At 50.0% G+C, this 21,828-nt stretch carries 21 protein-coding genes; 12 read left to right on the forward strand and 9 right to left on the reverse strand.

Translation table 11 applies throughout. The features are described 5' to 3' along the window. Nucleotides 1–71 precede the first annotated feature (71 nt). Entirely contained in the window at nucleotides 72–1,445 is a 1,374-nt protein-coding gene (locus tag DWX32_RS04210; RefSeq protein ID WP_117760655.1) for a sodium-dependent transporter, read from the reverse strand. A 124-nt stretch (nucleotides 1,446–1,569) separates the two neighbouring features. Next, complete coding sequence (locus DWX32_RS04215) at nucleotides 1,570–2,646, reverse strand: NAD(P)H-dependent flavin oxidoreductase (RefSeq protein ID WP_117804722.1); 1,077 nt, start codon at nucleotides 2,644–2,646, stop codon at nucleotides 1,570–1,572. Nucleotides 2,647–3,090: 444 nt separating this feature from the next. Between DWX32_RS04215 and DWX32_RS04220 the strand changes: the two genes are divergently transcribed. The 12 genes from DWX32_RS04220 (at nucleotide 3,091) to atpC (ending at nucleotide 14,371) form a co-directional block, all read left to right on the forward strand. Beyond that, the gene (locus tag DWX32_RS04220) at nucleotides 3,091–3,672 is read left to right on the forward strand and encodes a nitroreductase family protein (protein WP_226906299.1); all 582 of its coding nucleotides are present in this window, start codon (nucleotides 3,091–3,093) and stop codon (nucleotides 3,670–3,672) included. 412 nt (nucleotides 3,673–4,084) lie between these two features. Next, nucleotides 4,085–6,682, forward strand: coding sequence for an alpha-L-rhamnosidase (locus DWX32_RS04225; protein ID WP_117760916.1), 2,598 nt, complete (start codon nucleotides 4,085–4,087; stop codon nucleotides 6,680–6,682). A 267-nt stretch (nucleotides 6,683–6,949) separates the two neighbouring features. Next, nucleotides 6,950–7,234: an AtpZ/AtpI family protein gene (locus DWX32_RS04230; RefSeq protein WP_055220696.1), complete on the forward strand. Its 285-nt coding sequence runs from the start codon at nucleotides 6,950–6,952 to the stop codon at nucleotides 7,232–7,234. A 104-nt stretch (nucleotides 7,235–7,338) separates the two neighbouring features. After that, the gene (locus DWX32_RS04235) at nucleotides 7,339–7,761 is read left to right on the forward strand and encodes a hypothetical protein (RefSeq protein WP_055227959.1); all 423 of its coding nucleotides are present in this window, start codon (nucleotides 7,339–7,341) and stop codon (nucleotides 7,759–7,761) included. A gap of 166 nt (nucleotides 7,762–7,927) precedes the next feature. Further along, a complete protein-coding gene (locus tag DWX32_RS04240) occupies nucleotides 7,928–8,689 on the forward strand; it encodes a F0F1 ATP synthase subunit A (protein WP_022462450.1) in 762 nt (253 codons plus the stop codon). A gap of 50 nt (nucleotides 8,690–8,739) precedes the next feature. Further along, a complete protein-coding gene (atpE, locus tag DWX32_RS04245; protein ID WP_022462449.1) occupies nucleotides 8,740–9,018 on the forward strand; it encodes an ATP synthase F0 subunit C in 279 nt (92 codons plus the stop codon). 37 nt (nucleotides 9,019–9,055) lie between these two features. Then, nucleotides 9,056–9,559 (forward strand): F0F1 ATP synthase subunit B, encoded by a 504-nt coding sequence (gene atpF, locus DWX32_RS04250; protein WP_022462448.1) that lies wholly within the window; start codon nucleotides 9,056–9,058, stop codon nucleotides 9,557–9,559. Beyond that, complete coding sequence (atpH, locus tag DWX32_RS04255; protein WP_117804721.1) at nucleotides 9,556–10,095, forward strand: ATP synthase F1 subunit delta; 540 nt, start codon at nucleotides 9,556–9,558, stop codon at nucleotides 10,093–10,095. Before atpF ends, atpH begins: the two co-directional genes overlap by 4 nt. Before the next feature lie 9 nt (nucleotides 10,096–10,104). Then, nucleotides 10,105–11,634: a F0F1 ATP synthase subunit alpha gene (atpA, locus tag DWX32_RS04260; protein ID WP_055220549.1), complete on the forward strand. Its 1,530-nt coding sequence runs from the start codon at nucleotides 10,105–10,107 to the stop codon at nucleotides 11,632–11,634. Between the two features lie 18 nt (nucleotides 11,635–11,652). Then, a complete protein-coding gene (gene atpG, locus DWX32_RS04265) occupies nucleotides 11,653–12,519 on the forward strand; it encodes an ATP synthase F1 subunit gamma (RefSeq protein ID WP_055220552.1) in 867 nt (288 codons plus the stop codon). Nucleotides 12,520–12,554: 35 nt separating this feature from the next. Beyond that, entirely contained in the window at nucleotides 12,555–13,955 is a 1,401-nt protein-coding gene (atpD, locus tag DWX32_RS04270; RefSeq protein WP_022462236.1) for a F0F1 ATP synthase subunit beta, read from the forward strand. 14 nt (nucleotides 13,956–13,969) lie between these two features. Continuing rightward, nucleotides 13,970–14,371 carry an ATP synthase F1 subunit epsilon gene (gene atpC / locus DWX32_RS04275; RefSeq protein ID WP_022462237.1) on the forward strand — a complete coding sequence of 134 codons (402 nt, stop codon included), beginning with the start codon at nucleotides 13,970–13,972 and terminating at the stop codon, nucleotides 14,369–14,371. A gap of 74 nt (nucleotides 14,372–14,445) precedes the next feature. Here atpC and DWX32_RS04280 read toward each other — a convergent pair whose 3' ends face one another. The 7 genes from DWX32_RS04280 to DWX32_RS04310 form a co-directional block, all read right to left on the reverse strand. Further along, nucleotides 14,446–15,843, reverse strand: a complete 1,398-nt coding sequence (locus DWX32_RS04280; protein ID WP_118659315.1) for a Na+/H+ antiporter NhaC family protein — start codon at nucleotides 15,841–15,843, stop codon at nucleotides 14,446–14,448. A gap of 78 nt (nucleotides 15,844–15,921) precedes the next feature. Beyond that, entirely contained in the window at nucleotides 15,922–16,800 is an 879-nt protein-coding gene (aguB, locus tag DWX32_RS04285) for an N-carbamoylputrescine amidase (protein ID WP_118659316.1), read from the reverse strand. Beyond that, nucleotides 16,797–17,927: an agmatine deiminase gene (gene aguA, locus DWX32_RS04290; protein ID WP_118659317.1), complete on the reverse strand. Its 1,131-nt coding sequence runs from the start codon at nucleotides 17,925–17,927 to the stop codon at nucleotides 16,797–16,799. The genes aguB and aguA overlap by 4 nt, the downstream gene beginning before the upstream one ends. Beyond that, nucleotides 17,899–19,032 (reverse strand): carboxynorspermidine decarboxylase, encoded by a 1,134-nt coding sequence (gene nspC, locus DWX32_RS04295; RefSeq protein WP_022462241.1) that lies wholly within the window; start codon nucleotides 19,030–19,032, stop codon nucleotides 17,899–17,901. Before nspC ends, aguA begins: the two co-directional genes overlap by 29 nt. A gap of 4 nt (nucleotides 19,033–19,036) precedes the next feature. Continuing rightward, on the reverse strand, nucleotides 19,037–20,296 hold the full coding sequence (locus DWX32_RS04300) for a saccharopine dehydrogenase family protein (RefSeq protein WP_022462242.1): 1,260 nt from the start codon (nucleotides 20,294–20,296) through the stop codon (nucleotides 19,037–19,039). Between the two features lie 470 nt (nucleotides 20,297–20,766). Beyond that, a complete protein-coding gene (locus DWX32_RS04305) occupies nucleotides 20,767–21,297 on the reverse strand; it encodes a GNAT family N-acetyltransferase (protein WP_022462243.1) in 531 nt (176 codons plus the stop codon). 2 nt (nucleotides 21,298–21,299) lie between these two features. Next, nucleotides 21,300–21,818, reverse strand: a complete 519-nt coding sequence (locus DWX32_RS04310; protein WP_055227969.1) for a peptidylprolyl isomerase — start codon at nucleotides 21,816–21,818, stop codon at nucleotides 21,300–21,302. Nucleotides 21,819–21,828: the final 10 nt, after the last annotated feature.

The following is a 21,828-nucleotide window of genomic DNA, read 5'->3' on the forward strand; positions in this document are numbered from 1 at the left end:
ATAAAAAAAGATTGTTTTCGAAATCGTGATCGTGTTTCGAAAACAATCTTTTTTCATCGTTTACAGATTCATTACATGGTGATCCAGCCGAATGCATTTGCCACGGAACTGAACAGAATGATCAGTGCAAACACCGGGCAGAGATACTGGATCATGACAAGAAAGATTTTCTTTCTGCGGAAGCGGCTCTCACCGTGGATGATTTCTTCCTCGATTTTCGCCACACCAATGACTCTCGAAACGAGAAGACAGGTGGCAATGGCAGCAATTGGCATCATCACGGAGTTTGTCAGGAAGTCGAAGAAATCCAGGAACTGCATGCCAAGAATGGTGACGGAGGAAAGCGGCCCGTAGCCAAGGCAGGAGAGCGTTCCGAGCGCAATCATGATAACGCCGATCAGAACGGTCGATTTTTTACGGCCCCAGCCGAGCTCATCCTCAAAGGTGGAAACGGCGCTTTCTGTCAGTGCGATGGAGCTGGTCAGTGCGGCAAACAGCACCAGAAGGAAAAACAGAATACCGATCACAGTGCCAAAGCCCATATTGGCGAATACCTTCGGGATGGTGATAAACATCAGGGAAGGTCCTGCCTGCAGGGTATCCGGATTTCCGCCGGAGAAGGCAAAGACGGCAGGAATGATCATCAGGCCTGCCATGATCGCAATGGCAGTGTCAAAGATTTCGACGTTGCGTGTGGAATCCTCGATCGAGGTGTCTTTTTTCATGTAGGAGCCAAAGGTGATCAGAATACCCATCGCAATCGAGAGGGAGTAGAACATCTGTCCCATGGCGGCAACAACGGACATCCATGAAAAGTTTTTGAGGTTCGGAACAAGGAAATACTTCACGCCTGCCAGTGCGCCCGGTCTTGTTACGGAATAAACGGCAATGATAACGGAAAGGACGATCAGAATCGGCATCATCACCTTGGAAACGCGTTCAATGCCGTTTCGCACACCGGCGTAGATGATAGCGACCGTAATAAGGCAGAAAACGGCAAAACAGAGCTCTGTGGAAACTCCGTTTGAGATGAAGCCGGAAAAATAGCCGTCCTCTGCGAGCAGGGTACTGTTGCCCTTCACGTATTCGATCAGATATTTGATGACCCATCCTCCGATGACAGAGTAGTATGGAACGATCAGAATCGGGATAATGGCGTTGATCCAGCCCCCGGCGGAAAGCCATTTCGATTTGCCGAACGACTGGAAAGCGCCGACCGGGCTTTTTCGTGTCATGCGTCCGATGGCGGACTCGGCAACGATCATGGAGTAGCCGAAGGTGAGCGCCAGCAGGATATAAATGAGGAGGAAAATTCCTCCGCCGTATTTTGCTGCGAGGTAGGGAAAACGCCAGATATTTCCAAGTCCGACGGAAGCGCCTGCTGCAGCCAGCACGTAACCGATTTTGCCGGAAAACGAGCTGCGGGATTTGTTGTGTTTGTTCATAGAGTTCCTTCCTTTTGTGTGTTACAAAAATTTTGGGTTTATGGTCAGTTCTTGAAGATTTTTTATGCTGACACCATAAAGAAGATTGTAACATTATTGGGAAGGAAAGTCACTACTAAATTTTTTATTTTTTGCTGTCCGGCAGGTATTCCCCGGCCAGTTCCGCCATCAGCTCCGGCACGGTGGTCATGTGATCGAGACGCCATGCGTTTTCTCCGCAGAAAAGGAGAGCGTTGTCGGTATCGCCATCGGCAGCGCGGGTCAGGGCAGTGGTAATACAGTAGGGAATGGAGGCTTTGTCGCATTTTTTGAGGCACTGGTAGCAGTGTGAGATTTTTTCCCGTTCCTGTTCGCGTTCCGTCAGAAACGGATTGCGGATTGCGCGGCCCGGCATGCCGACCGGACTGTGCATGATCGTGATATCTTCTTTTTTTGCATTCAGGTATGCCTGTTTGTAGCGGGGATCGGCATCGCATTCTTCCGTGACAACGAAACGGGTAGCCATCTGGACGCCTGCGCAGCCAAGCGACAGATAGTGAAGGATATCCTCATGGGTGTAGACGCCTCCGGCAAAGACGACGGGGATGGTACAGGCATATTTTTCTTCGTAGCAATGTACAATCTGCAGAATTTCCCGGATTTCGTCATCGTAGCCGCGTCGTGCTGTTTCTTCTACGGTTTCGGCGGAATAGCCGAGATGGCCTCCGGCTGCAGGACCTTCGATGACAACGAGATCAGGGACGCGGTGATAGTGATTGTCCCAAAGCTTCAGAAGAACCTTGGCGGTCCGGGGCGGGGAAACGATAGGCGCGAGCTTGATGGAGCTTCCCGCTGTGTATTTTGGCAGATCGGTCGGGAGACCGGCCCCGGAGATGATGAGATCGGCTCCGTTTTCGATGCAGCAGCGGACGTATTCCTCGTAGTGGGTCAGGGCGCACATGATATTGACGCCGATGATGCCGCCGTTTGAAATTTCTTTGGCGCGGCGGATGTGGAAGGCGAGGGCGCGGAGATTGGCGCTTAAGGGATCACGCGCGAATTCCGGATCGCGCCAGCCGGGCTGGGCGGCGGAGATGATGCCGATTCCGCCGGCTTTGGCAACGGCACCGGCGAGGGATGAGAGGCTGATGCCGACGCCCATTCCGCCTTGGATGATGGGGTATTTGGCGGTGAGATTTCCTATTTTTAAATTTGGTAACATATGAATTCTCCTTTTTGATAAATGGACGATCCCGTGCCCGCCGCCGCGCCGGGGATGTTCCTCCAGGATGGCGCGGTTTCGGAGGCCAGGAAACTCTAAGGCTTTGGGATTTTGCTAAGGGCGCTTGAAAAAACGGCGAACTCGCTGCGCTCAGACAGTGCCGTTTTTTCAAGCAACGCAAAATTCCATAGCCTAAGAGTTTGCAGGCCTCCTGCAAATGCGCCATCCTGGAGGAACATCCCCGACACGGCGGCGGGCACGGGATCTGGTATTGGTAAAAATGTAATGTTAAAAACCTTACTATATGGTTTTGAAAACTAGATATATAATACTTTGAATATCAAAGTATGTCAAGAGGGAAAATGAGAAAAAGGTGATTGATAGGGGGTGGGAGGTGTGGTAGAGTGGGAGATAGAAAGAAAAGTTAAGACAGGAGGATGAAGAATGATGTTAAAGGATCTGGTATTAAAAAACAGGAGTTATCGTGGTTTTGATGAGTCGGTGAGGATTTCGCGGGAGACGTTGGAAGGGTTTGTGGATTGCGCGCGGCTTTGTCCTTCGAGTGTGAATAAGCAGCCGTTGAAGTATTTTCTGGCGTGGGAGCCGGACGAAGTGGAGAAGGTGCAGGGGCTGACGAAGTGGGCGCGGGCGCTGCCGGATATGGTACTGCCGCATCCGGGAAAACGGCCGACGGGTTTTGTTGTGATCTGCCAGGATAAGAGGATTGATGAGAATCTGAACCGGTATCAGAAGGATGTCGGGATTGTGGCGCAGACGATGCTGCTTGCGGCTGTGGAGCAGGGTCTTGGCGGCTGCATGATCGGGAATTTTCAGGCGGGCGAGGTGATGGAAGTGCTTGGACTGCCAGAGGAGATCCGGCCGCTTTTGATTGTGGCGTTTGGAAAACCGGCGGAGGAGATTCATCTGGTAGATGTGCCGGAGGATGGGAATACGAATTATTACCGGGATGAAAATGATGTGCACTATGTGCCGAAGAGAACGCTGGCGGATGAATTGCTGAACTGAAGATAGAAACTGAAGATAGAGCCGGAAAATTCCGGAAAAATGTCGGATGAACCGTCCTAAAAAGTTAGATCTAAAAAATCTGATTTCTTGGGGCGGTTCAAAGAATCCGGCATTTTTTTACTTTGCAGGAAACTTCGTTGAATTTTCCTGTAAAGTAAAAAGCCCTCCGGGCAGGATCGCACTGCGGCGGAGGGGAAAGGAAAGCACAGGCTCTTATTAGTTTCGGTGTAGCCCGAAAAAGGGAAAATGTCCCATACTTTCTGGCAATCCGGGGAGATGTCTGGTGGGCAGAAAATGGTGCAAATAAAGATGTTTTTTCCTGCAAAACAGAACCTTTTTTCTCGAAAGGGATCATGATAAAATGAGAAAAAATGGGGGAATTTTCAAAAATAAGATGGAGGAGGATATTGAAATGAAAATTTATCACGCACAGGTGAATCATCTGGAAAATCCAATGGGGTTCCGAATGGAGAGAACGGTCTTTTCCTGGAAAGTGAAAGACGCGGAAGGAAAAAAACAGAGCTATGCGAGAATCCGTGTAGCATCGGATGCAGCGATGGAGCATCTGCTGTTTGATTCCGGAGAGGATGATAAGGCGAGCAGTCTTTTCTATCCGGTGAAGCTGGATCTGGAGCCGAGAACGCGGTATTACTGGAACGTGGAAGCGGGCAGTGATGCCGGGGAGACGGCGGTGAGTGAAGTACAGTTTTTTGAGACCGGAAAACGGAATGAAGCATGGACAGGAAAATGGATTTCCTGTGACAGTAAGGAGAACCGTCATCCATATTTTGAAAAAGAAATTGTTCCGGCAAAAGAGGTAGCGAAGGCCAGGCTGTATGTCTGCGGACTTGGACTGTATGAGGTGTATGTGGATGAGAAGCGTGTCGGGGATGAGTACCTGACGCCGTACAGCAATGATTACAATGAATGGGTACAGTATCAGACGTATGATGTGACAGAGGAGGTTTCAAAACAGGGAATGCTCCGTGTGCTGCTTGGAAACGGCTGGTACAAGGCGCGGTTTGGATTCAGTGCGTTTGAGGACAAGGGATTTTACGGCAATGAGTGGAAGCTGATTGCGGAGCTGCATCTGACGTATGCGGACGGTTCGGAAGAGGTGATTGGCACGGATGAATCGTGGCAGGTGCGGCGCAGTAAAATTGCATTCTCGAATCTTTACGACGGTGAGCACCGGGACGACACGCTGTCGGAACTGCCATTGGAGAAGGCGGTTTTTTGTGAGGCACCAAAAGGAGAACTGACGGAACGCATGAGCCTTCCGGTGACGATTCATGAGACGTTTGAACCTAAAGAACTGCTTCATACTCCGGCCGGCGAGCTGGTCTTCGATATGGGGCAGGAGTTTACGGGAATTTTCAAGCTGCATGTCAACGTGCCGGCAGGAACCAAAATTCATGTTCAGACAGGTGAGATTTTGCAGCGCGGCAATTTCTACAATGACAATCTGCGGAGTGCAAAATCCGAATACATCTATATTTCCGATGGAACCGAAATGGATCTTGTGCCGCATTTTACGTTCTACGGCTACCGTTACGTGAAGATCGAAGGCATTCCGGATCTGAAAAAAGAGGATTTCACGGGTCTTTCTTATTACAGCAACATCACAGCGACAGGCTGGATGAAAACAGGAAGTGATTTGGTCAATCAGCTCATCAGCAATGTGCGCTGGGGCTTAAAGTGCAATTTTGTGGATGTTCCGACCGACTGCCCGCAGCGTGATGAGCGCATGGGATGGACGGGTGATGCGCAGGTGTTCTCGCCGACGGCGATGTATCTCGAAGATACGTATGCATTCTATGCAAAATACCTGTACGACATGGCAAAAGAGCAGAGCGTGCTCGGCGGAAAGGTGCCGCATGTGGTGCCATCGTGCGGCATCGAGGATGCAGCGTGTGTCTGGGGCGATGCGGCGTGTATCATTCCGTGGAATCTATATCTGTTTTATGGGGACAAGAGCATTCTGGAAGATCAGTTTGTGAGCATGAAATCGTGGGTGGACTACATCACGAAAGTGGATGGGGACAACCATGGCTGGAGATATGTATTCCACTTTGGCGACTGGCTGGCGCTTGACAATCCGGTGCAGGGCGCTGAGCAGGTCATGGGTGCAACGGACGAGGAGTTTATTGCAAACCTGTATTATGCGATCAGCGCAGGAATCGTGGCAAAAGCGGCCGGTGTGCTGGGATACCGCGAGGAGCAGGAGAAGTATCAGAAGCTGTCCGAGGAGCAGTTTGCTGTGGTACAGGAAGAATATTACAGCGCAACAGGCCGCTGCTGCATCAAAACACAGACGGCGCTGCTGCTGACGCTGAAATACCATTTGTCAAAGAACGAAGAGCTGACAAAACGGCAGCTTCTGAAGCTGTTTGAGCAGAGTAACCACAAACTGAAGACGGGATTTGTCGGAACACCATTGCTGAACAATGTGCTCACCGACAACGGCATGAATGATCTTGCCTACGAACTGTTGCTGAACGAGGAATTTCCGGGTTGGCTTTATGAGGTTAAGCTTGGTGCAACTACCGTCTGGGAACGCTGGAATTCCCTTCTTGCGGACGGTACGATTTCCGGCATCAGCATGAACAGTATGAACCATTATGCTTACGGCTCCATCCAGGAATGGATGTTCCGTCACGTTGCCGGCATCAACACGATGGAATCCCATCCGGGTGTCAGGACCGTACAGTTTGCACCGACGCTGAACTGGGATTTGAGGTATGCAGAGGCAAAATATGATTCTGCATCGGGAATGTACAGCATTCGCTGGGAGCTTTCCGACAAAGAGCACGTGACCATCACCATGGATGTTCCGTTCGACTGTACCGCAGAGGCCGTACTTCCAATGGTTGCCAAAAGTGAAAAAGAAGCGGTTGCAGAAGTGCTCGGATCAGAAGAAAACGGTAGATACCTGCTGGAGCCGGGACACTATGAGGTAAGCTATCAGCTTTCCGGTTGGAAAGAAAAAACGGCAGTATGTGTGGAATAAAACCGCAGTTTTTTTCAAAAAATAAGAAGCGAGGTGAACGCTGCAATTTTGCAATGGGACAAAATGAGAAAATTGTTCCAATTATTATGAAAAGAATATAAATAAAAACAAATAATTTGGAAAATATACAAATTCATTTGTCTTATGAAAACGTTTATGGTACAATCTGACTAAGCGGTTACAAAAATGAAAGTGTGTTTTGGAAAAAATGAAACAAGACACAGATCCGAGGGTCTGACAAAAAGAGGCGGCAGAAAGGGACAGGATATGAAGAAGTGGACGGGGATGATTACCAATCTCACAATGTTGACACAATTCGGACTGTCCCTTGTGACGCCTCTTTTTCTTTGTCTGGCACTTTGCTGGTGGCTTTGCGACCGCTTTTCGGTTGGAACATGGATTTATCTGATCGGCTTTTTCTTTGGGATCGGAGGCGGTGCCGTGACAGCCTGGAAATTCGGGCAGAGCGTTCTGCGGCATCAGAAACGCATCGAGACGGAGCCGGACGGAAAAAAGAAGAAAAAGCGGGTGTCTTTCAACCGACATATTTAGAACGTGTCTGAAAAAGTTTTCACAGTTGACGAAGATCAAGTGGCAGAGAAAAGATTTCAGACTGATTTTAAGGGGAAAATCCATTAGAAAGGAAACAAGGCGATATGAGCAATTTCGGAGACAAGGTCCAGCCGGCCGTAAAAAAGGAGACGAAAAATGTTGCCATCTATACTGTTGTCGGCGTGGTTGTGATGTGGGTCGGGTTTCTGATCCTGCACCTGATCTGGCCGGAAAAAATCCCATTTGACTATCGGGTGATCCTCGGGGGAATCGGAGGCGGTGCCGTTGCGGTGCTGAACTTTTTCCTGATGGGCATGGCAGTACAAAAAGCAGTGTCCGAGACAGACGAGGCGGGAGCAAAACGGCGGATGCAGGCAAGCTATTCGCAGAGAAACCTGATGCAGATGCTCTGGGCAATTCTGGCGATTGTGCTTCCATGCTTTCAGTTTGCCGCAGGAATCCTGCCGCTTTTAATTCCGGGAACGGCCATCAAGCTGAAGGGCATAAAAAACAGCATAAAGCGCTGAACCTGATCTTTGGCGAAAGCCGCAAAGACGGGACGGCGTTTTGAAACCGAAACAGCGAAGCAGCGATTCGGTTATGAGCAAGCAGCGAAGCGGATTGTGAAGATCCGCTTTGACAAAAGGTTCAAATTTTTTATTTTATCTCATACAGAGGAGGTGAGAAAAGAGAATGGAGGTTGATATCTCCGGTGCAAAAGTCTTTTTTACGATCCCGATCGATTTCCCGCTGTTCGGGAAAATTCAGATCAGCGAAACGCTGGTGGTAAGCTGGATTGTAATGGCACTCATTACCGGACTTTGCATCTGGCTCACAAGAGATTTGAAGATACGGAACATCTCCAAACGCCAGGCGGTGGCAGAAATGATTGTGGAGACCGCAAATAAATTCGTCATCGGCAACATGGGAGAAAAATTCCGGTATCTGATTCCTTTTGTGTCGGCGCTTTTCGCGACCAGCGTTGTCTCGAACCTGATCAGCCTGATCGGACTTCGAAGTCCGACAGCGGATCTTTCCACCGAGGCGGCCTGGGCTGTTGTGGTTTTCATCATGATCACCACACAGAAGATCAAAACCAACGGTTTTGGCGGATATCTGAAGGGCTTCACGACTCCGATTGCGGTTATGACACCGTTTAACGTTTTGTCGGAGCTCGCAACGCCGATCAGTATGGCGTGCCGTCACTTTGGAAACATTCTTTCCGGCGTTGTCATCAATGCCCTGATCTACGGATCGCTGGCACTGGCAAGCGGAAAGCTGCTGGGACTGCTTCCCGGCGTGCTCGGAAGAACCCTTTCACAGATCCCGATTCTGGACGTCGGTGTCCCGGCTGTTCTGTCGGTCTATTTTGACTGGTTCTCCGGCGTGATGCAGGCCTTTATTTTCTGTATGCTGACTGTCATGTACATTGCGAATGCAGCAGAGGAAGGCTAAAGAGATTAAAAAATGAGGTTTACAAAAAGAAAATACAGGAGGAAAACAAGATGGATTTTCAGATTTTAGCAAAAGGTATCGCTCTCGCAGGATGCGCAATCGGCGCAGGATGCTCCCTGATCGCAGGTATCGGACCTGGTATCGGTGAAGGTAACGCCGTAGCAAAGGCACTTGAGGCAATCGGACGTCAGCCGGAATGCAAAGGTGATGTAACAAGTACGATGCTTCTTGGCTGTGCGATCGCAGAGACCACAGGTATTTACGGTTTCGTAACCGGCCTGCTTCTGATCTTCGTAGCACCGGGAATGTTCATGAACTTCCTGAAATAGTTGCAAGGAGTAAATGATTGCTAGGAGGAAAGAAACTATGCAGGTTCAGGAACTGGTAGGAATTGTCCCCTGGACTTTTATCGCACAGATCTGCAACCTCTTCATCCAGATGTATCTGATCAAACGGTTCCTTTTCAAACCGATCAATGAGATGCTGGAAAAACGGCGTGCGGCAGCCGATGCGGAGATTACAGACGCAGAGGCGGCAAAAAAAGAAGCCAACGCCATCAAAGAGGAATATGAGCAGAATATGCAGGAGGCCAAGGCAAAGGCCAACGAGATTCTCGAAAGCGCCAGAAAGACAGCGACGCTGCAGAGCGAGAAAATCGTAAAAGAGGCTTCCGAACAGGCAGCTGCCCTGAAAAACAAGGCAGAAAAAGAGATTGCCCAGGAGAAAAAGAAAGCGGTCAATGAAGTCAAAGGCGAGATCGGCGGCATTGCCATGGATATTGCCGGAAAGGTCATTGAACGTGAGATTAATGAAAAAGACCATGAGAAGCTGATAGATGAATTTATATCGAATGTAGGTGAAGCATCATGACAGAAACTGCCAGAGTATACGGTGGGAGCCTGTATGAGCTGGCCCAGGAGGAGCATCTCGAAGAGGAAATCCTTTCTGAGATGAAGGAGATCCGAGCTCTGTTCCGGGAAAACCCGGAGTATCCGCGCCTTTTATCGGAGCCTTCGATTCCGCGAAAAGAGCGGATCGGGCTGATCGACGCGGCATTTGGCAGCCAGGCGGAACCGTATTTGGTCAATTTTATCAAACTGCTGTGTGAAAAAAATCTTCTCCGTGAATTCGGCGGATGCCAGGAAGCATTTCAGCGCAGATACTACGCAGCCCACAACATTGCCGAGGCAGTTGTGACGAGCGCAGCATCCCTGTCGAAGGAACAGGAAGAGCTTCTGAAGAAAAAACTGGAAACGATGAGTGGAAAAACGGTCGTGATGGAACTGAAAACCGATCCGTCCGTTCTGGCGGGTGTCCGCGTAGAACTCGACGGAAAGCTGTTTGACGGAACCGTAAAGGGACGTTTGGCCGAGCTTTCCAGAAGAATCAGCAATACAGTGGTGTAGGAGGAAAACATGCAACTGAAACCAGAAGAAATATCCAAGGTCATCCGCAGCCAGATCAAATATTATGAAAATGCGATCCGGCAGGATGAGACAGGCACCGTTCTGATGGTCGGAGACGGAATCGCAAGAGCCAGCGGTCTTTCGAACTGCATGGCAGGCGAGCTGCTGGAATTTGAGGATGGAAGCTATGGAATGGCACAGAACCTCGAGGAAAACAGCGTATCTGTCGTTTTATTCGGTTCCGGCGAGAACATCAGCGAGGGACAGCTTGTAAAAAGAACGGGAAAAGTTGTTTCGGTTCCGGTCGGAGAAGGCATGATCGGACGCGTTGTCAACGCGCTCGGCCAGCCAATCGACGGCGCAGGCCCGATTACGGCAGCAGAGTACCGTCCGATTGAAAGCCCGGCACCGGGCATCTGTGAGAGAAAAGGTGTTAATCAGCCGCTGCAGACCGGTATTAAAGCGATCGATTCCATGGTTCCGATCGGAAGAGGTCAGCGAGAGCTGATCATCGGAGACCGTCAGACCGGAAAGACAACGATCGCAACCGATACCATTCTGAACCAGAAAGGCAAGGATGTGATCTGTATCTACGTTGCCATCGGACAGAAACGTTCGACAGTAGCGTCCTTAGTAGAAAATCTTGAGAAGAACGGCGCAATGGCGTACACCATCGTCGTGGCAGCGACGGCATCCGAAGCGAGCCCGCTGCAGTATATCGTACCGTATTCCGGTTGTGCCATGGGCGAGTACTTTATGTATCAGGGAAAAGATGTGCTGATTATTTATGATGACTTAAGTAAGCACGCGGTTGCATACCGTGCACTCTCCCTGCTGATCCGCCGTCCACCGGGACGTGAGGCTTATCCGGGAGATGTTTTCTATCTCCATTCCAGACTTCTGGAGCGTGCCGCAAAGCTGGACGATGAACACGGCGGCGGATCCATGACGGCCCTGCCGATCATTGAGACCCAGGCAGGCGATATTTCCGCCTATATTCCGACGAACGTCATCTCCATCACAGACGGACAGATTTTCCTTGAGACAGAGCTGTTCCACTCGGGCGTTATGCCGGCGGTAAACCCTGGCGTATCCGTATCCCGTGTCGGTGGAAATGCGCAGATTAAGGCGATGAAGAAGGTAGCCGGAACTCTGAAACTGATCTATTCCCAGTACCGCGAGCTGGCAAGTTTTGCACAGTTCGGATCCGATCTGGATGCCGATACAAAGGCGCGTCTGGAGCAGGGTGTGCGTATCGTGGAAGTATTAAAACAGAACCAGAATGCACCGGTTCCGGTAGAAAAACAGGTGGCCATTCTTTATGCGGTAACGAAAGGAATTCTGTCAAAGGTTGCAGCTGAGGATGTCCGCGCCTATGAGGACGGACTGTATACCTGGCTTGATACCGACGCAGAGGGTGCTGCCGTGATGCAGGAGATTTCCGCAACCGGAAAACTCGAGGCAGATACCGAAGAGAAGCTGAAAAGTGCGCTCGAATCGTACACCGAAAACTTTATCAATACAAGACCTGCAAAATAAGGAAAGAAGGAGGAGCCTATGGCTGCAAACATGAAAGCCGTAAAGCTGCGGATCAAAAGTGTCGAAAGCACGATGCAGATTACCAAGGCGATGGAACTTGTAGCGTCCTCCAAGCTGCGAAAAGCGAAGGAGCGGGCTGATACCTGCCGTCCGTATTTTCAGGAGCTGTACCGCACTTTGCAGGATATTGCAAAAGGAAACACGGAATTTTATTCCATTTATGCAAAAGAGGCAAAAAACGAGAAATGCTGCTACGTGCTGGTTGCCGGAGACCGCGGCCTTGCGGGCGGATACAACGCGAATCTGTTCCGATGCTTTGAGGCAGATGCCAAAGGAAAAGAGATCTGTGTGGTTCCGGTCGGCAAAAAGGCAGTGGAGTATGCAAAATCCCGGAAGCTGGACATTCTGACGGACAGCTTTGCCGAGATCGCAAATCTTTCCGTGGCAGACAGCTTTGAGATCGCGCGCGCACTGTGCCGTGAGTTCCGGAAAGGGACCTTCGGACATGTGGAGCTTTGCTATACGAAATTCGTGTCGATGCTGTCGCAGATGCCGGTTTCCGTGCCGATCCTGCCTCTGATTGACATTGCAAAAGAGGACGGAGAGGATCCGGAAGCGAAAAAAATCCGGAATCTGATCCTGTATGAGCCAAACGGTGTCGAGGTATTCGAAGCGATTGTGCCGGAATACTTAGGCGGCCTGATCTACGGCGGTATCTGTGAGAGTGTGGCAAGTGAGCTTGCGGCACGCCGTACCGCAATGGAGGCGGCAACGGGAAATGCAGAGGAGATGATTGAACAGCTCAATCTGTATTACAACCGTGCCCGTCAGGCAAGCATTACGCAGGAGATCACGGAGATCGTCGGCGGTGCGGAAGGCGTGTAAGAGTGGAAACAAGAAAAGTGAGGAGAAGTCGTTAAATGAGTGAAAAACACATTGGCGAGGTTGTGCAGGTAACGGGTCCTGTTCTGGACATCCGTTTTCCGGAAGGAGAGCTGCCGGCACTTCTGAATGCCATCGAGATAGACAACCACGGCGAGAAGCTGGTTGTGGAAGTGGCGCAGCAGACGGGCGACAACATGGTTCGCTGCATTGCCATGAAGTCCACAGACGGACTTGTCCGCGGAACGAAAGCAGTCGACACGGGCGGCCCGATCGCCGTTCCGGTCGGAGAGGAGTGCTTAGGCCGCGTGTTCAACCTGCTCGGTGAGACCGTAGACAATAAGCCGGCACCGGAAACAGCAGAAAAATGGCCGATCCACCGCGATCCGCCGTCCTATGAGGAACAGGTTCCGGCAACGGAAATCCTCGAAACCGGAATCAAGGTCGTTGACCTGATCTGCCCGTATGCCAAGGGCGGAAAAATCGGTCTGTTCGGCGGTGCCGGCGTTGGAAAAACAGTCCTTATCATGGAGCTGATCCACAACGTGGCAACGGCGCACGGCGGACTTTCCGTTTTCACCGGTGTCGGAGAGCGTACCCGTGAAGGAAATGACCTTTACAACGAGATGAAAGAGAGCGGTGTTATCGATAAAACAGCACTGGTCTATGGACAGATGAACGAGCCGCCGGGAGCGCGTATGCGTGTCGGACTTTCCGGCCTTACCATGGCAGAATACTTCCGTGATGTGAAAAATCAGGATGTGCTGCTGTTCATCGATAATATTTTCCGATTTACGCAGGCAGGTTCCGAGGTTTCGGCTCTGCTTGGCCGTATGCCGTCCGCAGTAGGATACCAGCCGACGCTGGCAACCGAGATGGGCGCACTGCAGGAGCGTATTACGTCCACGAGAAAGGGTTCCATCACATCGGTACAGGCTGTTTATGTGCCGGCCGATGACCTGACCGACCCGGCTCCGGCAACGACATTTACCCATCTGGATGCCACGACGGTACTTTCCCGTGAAATTTCCAGCCAGGGTATTTATCCGGCCGTTGATCCGCTCGATTCTACCAGCCGTATTCTGACACCGGAAATCGTAGGCCATGAGCACTATGAGGTAGCGCGTGCCGTACAGCAGGTGCTGCAGAGATACAAAGAGCTGCAGGACATTATCGCCATCATGGGTATGGACGAGCTGTCCGAAGAGGATAAGCTGACGGTCAGCCGTGCCCGTAAGGTACAGCGTTTCCTGTCCCAGAGCTTCTCGGTAGCGGAACAGTTTACCGGTATGGAAGGAAAATACGTGCCGTTAAAAGAAACCCTGCGCGGATTCCGCATGATCCTCGATGGTGAGTGCGACGATCTTCCGGAGAGCTGCTTCCTGTTTGCAGGTACCATCGACGAGGTATTTGAAAAAGCAAAAGCACTGAATCAGTAAAGGAGGAATGACGTATGAGTACATTTCCTTTACGTGTCGGCACGCCGGACGGACTTCTCTATGAGGGTGACGTAGCGCGCGTTGTCTGCAGAACCATCAGCGGCGACCTGGCAATTCTGCCGGGGCACTGCAATTACTGCACTGCACTTGGTATGGGCGAGGCGCATATTGTGCTGGAGGACGGAACGAGAAGAAATGCCGCCTGCATCGGCGGAATGCTTTCCATGATGAACGGGGTCTGCCGTGTCCTGGCAACAACCTGGGAGTGGGAAGAGGATATTGATGCAGAGCGCGCCGAGGCTGCCAAACACAGGGCCGAGCAGGCGCTGGCAAACGGCGGTCTGACAGACAAAGAATACCGTATTGCCGAAGCCAAGCTGCAGCGTGCGCTGGTGCGGTTGAGTGTAAAAGAATAAAAAAACAAAAAAAGCCTTCGATGAATCTGGAAAAATCCGATCGTCGAAGACTTTTTTTATTTTAAGGGTGCTTTTTAAAGAGCAAAAATTCCGCAGATTAAGAATCCTGCTACGGCGAGAGCAGCACTGATCAGGACGTAAGGAAACTGCGACACGGCATGTGACATATTGTCAATCTCGCAGGTCGCGGAGGAAAGAACCGTTGCGTCGGAATAGAAGCATGCATGGCTTCCGAAAACACCGCCGGATACGACAGCGCCAAGCGCCAGAAGTACATTAGCATCAAGGGCGATGGCAAGCGGAACAACAATGGAAACGGCTACGGCCTCAATTCCCCAGAAAGAGCTGGTGACAAAGGTTAGAACTGCAATGACAACAAAAATAATAGCTGCCAGTGTTTTGGCATTCATATACGGAACACACAGGTTGATGACGTATTCCGAGAGTCCCATTTCGCCGCAGGCAGTCTTGATCATAAAGGATGCAAGAAGAATGGCGAGAACCGGAAGAATATCTGCAAAGCCGGCAAAGAACAGTTCCACGTACCGCGTAAAGGTCATTTTTTTCCGCGGAAGATAAAGAATCATACAGGAAGCAAGAGCAAGAATAATCGCCTGCATCATATCCTGTGTAGCTACTGTCACACCGATCAGAATACCGATGGGGATCAGAAAATCCAGTATATTTCCGGGATTGGTATTTTCGGGCGGGTAATCAACGCTCATTCCGGCCATGGCAATGTCAACGGAAGGGGCATTGTGCATTTTGGGATGCTCCGGTGTCTGCTCTTTCTTTTCCAGATCGGTATAGGCATCTTTCATTTTTCCGAGCTTTGGCATCAGTTTGCAGGCAAACAGAACCACAACCAGAAGTGCAGTCATCGGATAAAACATATAAGGAAGCACTTTTAAGTAAACACTCATACCGGTGGAAAAGCCCATATTGAGAATGTCCGGTTCCTGAATAAAAACACCGGAATAAAAAACTACCCAGGTGGAAAAGGGAATCAGTGCACAGACAGGTGCACCGGTTGAGTCAATGATATAGGCAAGGGCCTGGCGTGGGACTTTTCGTTTATCACAGACATCCTTCATACAGGTTCCAACGGTCATGATGTTAAGATAATCATCGACAAAAATAATGATTCCGAGAAATACCGACATCATCATGGTGATCCGTTCATTTTTACAGAAACGGCTTAACAGGTTGGAAAAACCAAGTGTTCCTTTTGCCTCGCGGAGCAGGAAGATGAAGCCTCCGAACAGTCCGCAGAGAAGAAGAATATACTGGTTATCTGCGTTGCTGATCTCCGAAAGCAGCAGATCGCACCAGGGTCCGATAAAAGCCGCTTTGTACATGATGAGATAGGCAACCAGGGTTCCGAAAATCAGAGCTTCGAAAGATTTTTTCGTTTTTAATGCAAAAATCAGCATCGCCGCAGGCGGCAGCAGACATAAAACTCCATATTGCATAGCGGTTCTCCTTTGTAGTTAGAATATGTGATGCAGCGCACCGCTGTAGGAAGAGTTACAACAGGAAGAGACAGAGCTTTACTGTTTCGTCATGATACGGTAAGTTTCCGGCCGCCGGTCACGGAAAAGCCCCCAGGAAAAACGTTCTTCGCGCAGGGCATCCAGATCGAAGAAGGCATACAGGATTTCCTCGGTATCTCTTCCGGCAGATGCCACAAGCTCACCGGTTGCATCGGCAATAAAGGAAGAACCGTAGAAAGTAAGAGAAGAGGACTGGCCGCCATTTTCTTCACAGGGCGTTACGGTTTCGGTACCAATCCGGTTTGCAGCAGCAACCGGAACAAGATTTGCGGCAGCATGTCCCTGCATGACGCGCCGCCAGTGCCCGCTGCTGTCTACATTCAGGATCGGCTCACTTCCGATCGCGGTAGGATAGAGCAGGATTTCAGCCCCCTGCACAGCCATACATCGTGCTGTTTCCGGAAACCACTGATCCCAGCAGATGCCGACGCCGACGGTTCCAAAACGTGTTTCAAAGACTTTGAATCCCGTATCTCCCGGAGTGAAATAGAATTTTTCCTGATAAAAATGATCGTCCGGGATATGGGTCTTGCGGTAAACGCCAAGAATGGATCCGTCTGCATCAATCATGGCAATGGAATTAAACAGGCGCTGAACATCCCTTTCATAAAAGCTGACCGGAATCACGACCCCAAGTTCTCCGGCAACGGCCTGAAAACGCCGGACAGCGGGATTTTCTGTCAAAGGCAGGGCATAATCATAATAATCGTATCGCTTTTCCTGACAAAAATACGGTCTTTCAAATAATTCAGGAAGAAGGATGAGATTGGCACCGTTGGAAGCGGCTTCACGGACCATGGTCTCTGCTTTGTCTATATTTTCCTGCACCTGGCTGCAGCATGAAAACTGCAGTGCGGCAATTTTTATATTTCTCATAATCTGTTTCCTCTTTTCTTTGCCGGAATCTGCTGGGTAATACAGTGAATGTTGCCTCCGCCGGTCAGAATGACGCGTGCATCGACAGGGAGGATCCGTCGATCCGGAAAGCATTTTCCGAGAATTTCTGCAGCCACGGTATCGTTTTCATCGCCGAAACGGGGAAGAAGGACACAGTGATTGGCAAGGTAAAAATTGATATAGCTGGCGGCAAGGCGTTCCCCGGCTTCCCGCTGATCTTCGCCATCCTCAAAATCATAGCCGAGAAGATCTTCTTCTGTAATACAGATGGGATGCTTTGGAATGGGCAGCTTGTGAATCACAAAGCTTCGGCCCTTCGCGTCAACGGTATGGGAGAGAAGATCAAAAGCGGCCCTGCTTCTGGCATACTGAGGATCGTTTTCGTCATCTGTCCAGGCAAGAAGAACTTCTCCGGGCTTTACAAAGCAGCACATATTATCGATATGGCCGTTGGTTTCATCGTTGTAAATACCAAAAGGCAGCCAGATGATTTTCTCGACCGAAAGATACTGACGCAGCTTTTCTTCAATTTCCGCTCTTGTAAGAGAAGGATTGCGCCCCGGACTCAGCAGACATTCTTCGGTCGTAAGCAGGGTTCCTTCCCCGTCAACATGGATGGAGCCGCCTTCCAGAACAAAGGGGCGGGCATTATAGAAGGAATCTCCGAGAAAATTGCAGATTCGTTCCGGAACCTCACGGTCATGTTCAAAGTGGGAGTACAGACCGTCATACTGACCGCCCCAGGCGTTGAATTCCCATTGAATGCCTCTTCGCCCGCCCTGATCGTTGACCACAAACGTAGCGCCGGTATCTCTTGCCCAGGCATCCTCTGTCGGGGCTTCGATCAGATGAATCCGGTCGGAGGAAAGCAGTTCCTGTGCCGATGCTTTATCCTGTGGCCGGACGAAAAGATAAACTTGCTCATAAGCGGCAATTGCTTCTGCAATTTCTGCAAATGCCGTTCTTGCCGCTTTTGCCCCGTAATTCCAGGAACCGGGACGCCACGGCCAGATCATCAGCGTGCCTTCGTGGGGCTCAAATTCGCCCGGCATGTAAAAGCCATCGGCTTTTGGGGTTCTAAGACAATCGGTTTTTGAAATCTTCATATCCAAACTCCTTTATCATTCGGCAGTTTCCAGCTTTGTCCATCACCGCGATGGAAGGGAGTGGGATTCCGTTAAAGGTATTGGTTTTTACCATCGAATAAATCGCCATATCTTCAAAATACAGTCTGTCACCGATCCGGATTTGGGAATCGAAGGAATATTCGCCGATTACGTCGCCCGCCAGGCAGGTATTGCAGGAAAGGCGGTAGGTATAAGGCTTTTCTCCGGGCAGTCCGCTGCCTTTGAGCGGAGGGCGGTACGGCATCTCAAGCACATCCGGCATATGGCAGGCGGCGGAAGTGTCAAGAATTAAAATTTTTCCGTTATTTTCAACAATATCGAGAACTTCCGTGACATTGTAGCCTGCGTTTAAGGCAACTGCTTCCCCGGGCTCCAGGTAAATCTGAAGACCATACGTTTCTTTCATATGGTTGATACAGGAAATCAGGCGTTCGATATCGTAATCCTCACGGGTGATATGATGTCCGCCTCCCATGTTAAGCCAGTTCATTTTAAAAAGCCACTTGCCGAATTTTTCTTCCACGGCGCGCAGCGTGGTTTCCAGATCATCCGAATTCTGTTCACAGAGGGTATGAAAATGAAGACCATCCACAAGATCGGCCAGTTCGTCTGTAAAATCGCAGGCGCGGATGCCCATGCGGGAGCCGGGCGCACAGGGATCATAAATCGCATGGCCTTCCTGCGTGGAGCATTCCGGGTTGATGCGAAGTCCGGCTTTTGCGGTTCCGGAAGCCTTAAGTACAGGGAGGTACGTTCGGAGCTGCTTTTCTGAATTGAAAATAATGTGATCGCAGATCTGTGCGAGCTCTTCCATATCCTGCGGGCGGTAGGCCGGAGAATACACATGATTCTCCAGCCCCATTTCTTCCTTTCCAAGCCGCGCCTCATAGAGTCCGCTGGCAGTTGTTCCGCTGATATATTTTCCAATCAGCGGATATTCCGAAAAGCAGGAAAAGCATTTCTGAGCCAGCAGAATTTTTGCACCGGTGCGTTCTTCTACCTGGTGCAGGAGCTTTAAGTTTTCTTCCAGTTTGCCTTCATCAATGACAAAACAGGGAGTTGGCAGTTCGTTTATCTTATACATAGGCTTAATCTACTAAAACAGGATTTTCTACGACCTTCCACGGAAGACCCCACTTGTTGAGTGCTTCCATGTACGGATCCGGATCGAATTCATCTGTGGTGTAGACACCCGGTTTATTCCAGAGGCCGTTCACGACCATCATGGTTCCGATCATGGCCGGAACGCCGGTGGTGTAGGAGATCGCCTGAGACTCTACTTCCCGGTAGCATTCCTGGTGGTCACAGACATTGTAAATGTAAATGCTTCTTTCTTTTCCGTCCTTGATACCGGTAAAAATACAGCCGATGTTGGTTTTACCCACGGTGCGCGGACCAAGAGTGGAAGGATCCGGAAGAAGCTCTTTTAAAAACTGGATCGGTACGATCTGCTGTCCGTTGAAGGTAATCGGAGTGGTCGAGAGAAGTCCTACATTTTCCAGACATTTCATATGGGTCAGATAGCTCTGGCCGAAGGTCATGAAAAAGCGGATTCTTTTTACGCCCGGGATGTTTTTGGCAAGAGCCTCAATTTCTTCATGGTGAAGAAGGTACATATCCTTCTCGCCTACCTCATCGAAGTTATATTCCCGTTTGATCGACATTGGCGGAATTTCCACCCAGTGGCCGTTTTCCCAGTAAGAACCGGGAGCGGATACCTCGCGGAGGTTGATTTCCGGATTGAAGTTGGTTGCAAACGGATATCCATGATCGCCGCCGTTGCAGTCCAGAATATCAATCGTGTGAATTTCGTCGAAATAGTGTTTCTGTGCATAGGCTGCAAAAACGCTGGTGACGCCCGGGTCAAAGCCGGTTCCGAGAAGACCGGTGATGCCGGCTTCCTTGAAACGGTCCATATAGGCCCACTGCCAGGAGTAATCAAAGTAAGCAGAAAAGCCAAGCTCTTCGCATCTCTTTTCGTAGATCGCACGCCATGCCGGATCATCCGTGTTTTCTGCTTCGTAGTTTGCAGTATCAATGTAAGGAACCTTACATGCAAGGCAGGCATCCATAATGGTAAGATCCTGATAAGGAAGAGCCAGATTTAATACGGCATCCGGCTGATACTGTTTGATTAAGGCGATTAATTCTTCTGTGCAGTCGGCATCCACCTTTGCTGTTGTGATAATGGTTTTTGTGGTCGGAGCCAGCTTTTCTTTTAAAGCATCGCACTTGGAAAGGGTGCGGCTTGCAATCATAATTTCAGAAAATACTTCACTGTTCTGGCAGCATTTGTGAATGGCTACGGATGCAACACCGCCGCATCCGATGATCATAACTTTTGACATTGTTTGGTTCTCCTTTTTCAGAAAATGGTGTTGGGTTCATCTTTGGCTATAAGCACGAAAAAAAGACAGATGACGTGCATCATCTGTCTAAAAATCGAAATTTATACATGATCGTATTGTGCAAACTTCAGGGGATGGACAAAAATCCAGGCTTCTCCCTGTTTTCCTATGCAGAAATATATAGTCACGTACTCTTATTGACCGTTTCATAAGATGATGTGCTCGTCGTAGAGCATCGATTATAAAGTAATCAACTCATAAAATTTGCGCTTTTAACGCAATCAATAATGTGGCTCTTAACCACGCTCGGCAACTACCCCTGCCTGTCCGTCGGTTTTTTACCAGGGGCATATATTTTGCATAAGAACAGAATTGTTCGCTTGCAGTTCCAAATTATAAAGTGAAATGACATGGATGTCAAGAAAAATTTGTGAAACTATTCAGAGCTATGCGAAATGGAAGATTAAAAATCACAGGGTGATCCAGTAACGCTCCAGTGTTTTGTTTTCATCGGCACGATAAGCGGTGCCGTCGAACCGGCCGCCATTTTTCAGGATCGTTCTGCGGCTTCCCTCGTTGGTATCCAGGCAGCAGACCAGAATTTCGGAAAGGCCGAGGCTTTTGCAGTACGGCTGCACATTTTTCAGCATCCAGGAGGCATAGCCTTTTCTGCGTTCCGACGGGCGGACGGAGTAGCCGATATGGCCGCCAAAGGTGCGCAGAAAATCGTTCAGGTAGTGGCGCACCTGAATCATGCCGACAAGGCGGTTGTCTGATTTGCGGATGCACAGAAACTGTGTTGCGAGAACCATGCCCTCCGGCAGAGTCTCCTCTCTGGTATACCGCATGGTATCTTCAAGATACGCCTTCATATCATCAAACCGGCGAAGCGGTCCGCAGCCGTCCATGGAATCGCTGTTTTCCAGAAAATCGTTCCGGTAGGCGGCGAGCTCGGCGAAGTATTCCTCCGACGGTTCAACTAACATCAGTTCATCGTTCATCCTTAGCATTTCTCCGGTTCCGGATACTCGACGCCGAAGGTCTCAACGGTAACGGTAGCCATTCTCTGCGGCTGCAGCGGTTTGTCGCTGTAGTCGGTGTTGACAGATGCGATTTTATCTACGACTTCCAGGCCTTCTGTTACTTTTCCGAAAGCAGCGTATGCGCCGTCCAGATGCGGAGCAGCTTTGTGCATGATGAAGAACTGGCTTCCTGCGCTGTCCGGGAACATGGTACGTGCCATGGAGAGAACGCCTGGGGTGTGTGCGAGGTTGTTCTCAAATCCGTTCTGGGAGAACTCACCCTTGATGCAGTAATCCGGGCCGCCGGCGCCTGTGCCTGCAGGATCTCCGCCCTGGATCATGAATCCCGGGATGACGCGGTGGAAGATCAGGCCGTCATAGAAGCCTTTTTTTACCAGACTGATGAAGTTGTTTACGGTGTTCGGGGCGATTTCCGGGTAAAGCTCTGCTTTCATCACATCGCCGTTTTCCATAGTAATTGTAACGATTGGGTTAGACATCATTGTTTTC

Source organism: Blautia sp. AF19-13LB (assembly GCF_003479105.1).
Classification (GTDB): Bacteria; Bacillota; Clostridia; order Lachnospirales; family Lachnospiraceae; genus Fusicatenibacter; species Fusicatenibacter saccharivorans.

Excerpts from the sequence above, each read along its gene's own strand:
- DWX32_RS04210 (WP_117760655.1), bottom strand. The coding sequence starts at position 1,445 with ATGAACAAACACAACAAATCCCGCAGCTCGTTTTCCGGCAAAATCGGT.
- DWX32_RS04215 (WP_117804722.1), bottom strand. The coding sequence starts at position 2,646 with ATGTTACCAAATTTAAAAATAGGAAATCTCACCGCCAAATACCCCATC.
- DWX32_RS04220 (WP_226906299.1), top strand. The coding sequence starts at position 3,091 with ATGATGTTAAAGGATCTGGTATTAAAAAACAGGAGTTATCGTGGTTTT.
- DWX32_RS04225 (WP_117760916.1), top strand. The coding sequence starts at position 4,085 with ATGAAAATTTATCACGCACAGGTGAATCATCTGGAAAATCCAATGGGG.
- DWX32_RS04230 (WP_055220696.1), top strand. The coding sequence starts at position 6,950 with ATGAAGAAGTGGACGGGGATGATTACCAATCTCACAATGTTGACACAA.
- DWX32_RS04235 (WP_055227959.1), top strand. The coding sequence starts at position 7,339 with ATGAGCAATTTCGGAGACAAGGTCCAGCCGGCCGTAAAAAAGGAGACG.
- DWX32_RS04240 (WP_022462450.1), top strand. The coding sequence starts at position 7,928 with ATGGAGGTTGATATCTCCGGTGCAAAAGTCTTTTTTACGATCCCGATC.
- atpE (WP_022462449.1), top strand. The coding sequence starts at position 8,740 with ATGGATTTTCAGATTTTAGCAAAAGGTATCGCTCTCGCAGGATGCGCA.
- atpF (WP_022462448.1), top strand. The coding sequence starts at position 9,056 with ATGCAGGTTCAGGAACTGGTAGGAATTGTCCCCTGGACTTTTATCGCA.
- atpH (WP_117804721.1), top strand. The coding sequence starts at position 9,556 with ATGACAGAAACTGCCAGAGTATACGGTGGGAGCCTGTATGAGCTGGCC.
- atpA (WP_055220549.1), top strand. The coding sequence starts at position 10,105 with ATGCAACTGAAACCAGAAGAAATATCCAAGGTCATCCGCAGCCAGATC.
- atpG (WP_055220552.1), top strand. The coding sequence starts at position 11,653 with ATGGCTGCAAACATGAAAGCCGTAAAGCTGCGGATCAAAAGTGTCGAA.
- atpD (WP_022462236.1), top strand. The coding sequence starts at position 12,555 with ATGAGTGAAAAACACATTGGCGAGGTTGTGCAGGTAACGGGTCCTGTT.
- atpC (WP_022462237.1), top strand. The coding sequence starts at position 13,970 with ATGAGTACATTTCCTTTACGTGTCGGCACGCCGGACGGACTTCTCTAT.
- DWX32_RS04280 (WP_118659315.1), bottom strand. The coding sequence starts at position 15,843 with ATGCAATATGGAGTTTTATGTCTGCTGCCGCCTGCGGCGATGCTGATT.
- aguB (WP_118659316.1), bottom strand. The coding sequence starts at position 16,800 with ATGAGAAATATAAAAATTGCCGCACTGCAGTTTTCATGCTGCAGCCAG.
- aguA (WP_118659317.1), bottom strand. The coding sequence starts at position 17,927 with ATGAAGATTTCAAAAACCGATTGTCTTAGAACCCCAAAAGCCGATGGC.
- nspC (WP_022462241.1), bottom strand. The coding sequence starts at position 19,032 with ATGTATAAGATAAACGAACTGCCAACTCCCTGTTTTGTCATTGATGAA.
- DWX32_RS04300 (WP_022462242.1), bottom strand. The coding sequence starts at position 20,296 with ATGTCAAAAGTTATGATCATCGGATGCGGCGGTGTTGCATCCGTAGCC.
- DWX32_RS04305 (WP_022462243.1), bottom strand. The coding sequence starts at position 21,297 with ATGAACGATGAACTGATGTTAGTTGAACCGTCGGAGGAATACTTCGCC.
- DWX32_RS04310 (WP_055227969.1), bottom strand. The coding sequence starts at position 21,818 with ATGTCTAACCCAATCGTTACAATTACTATGGAAAACGGCGATGTGATG.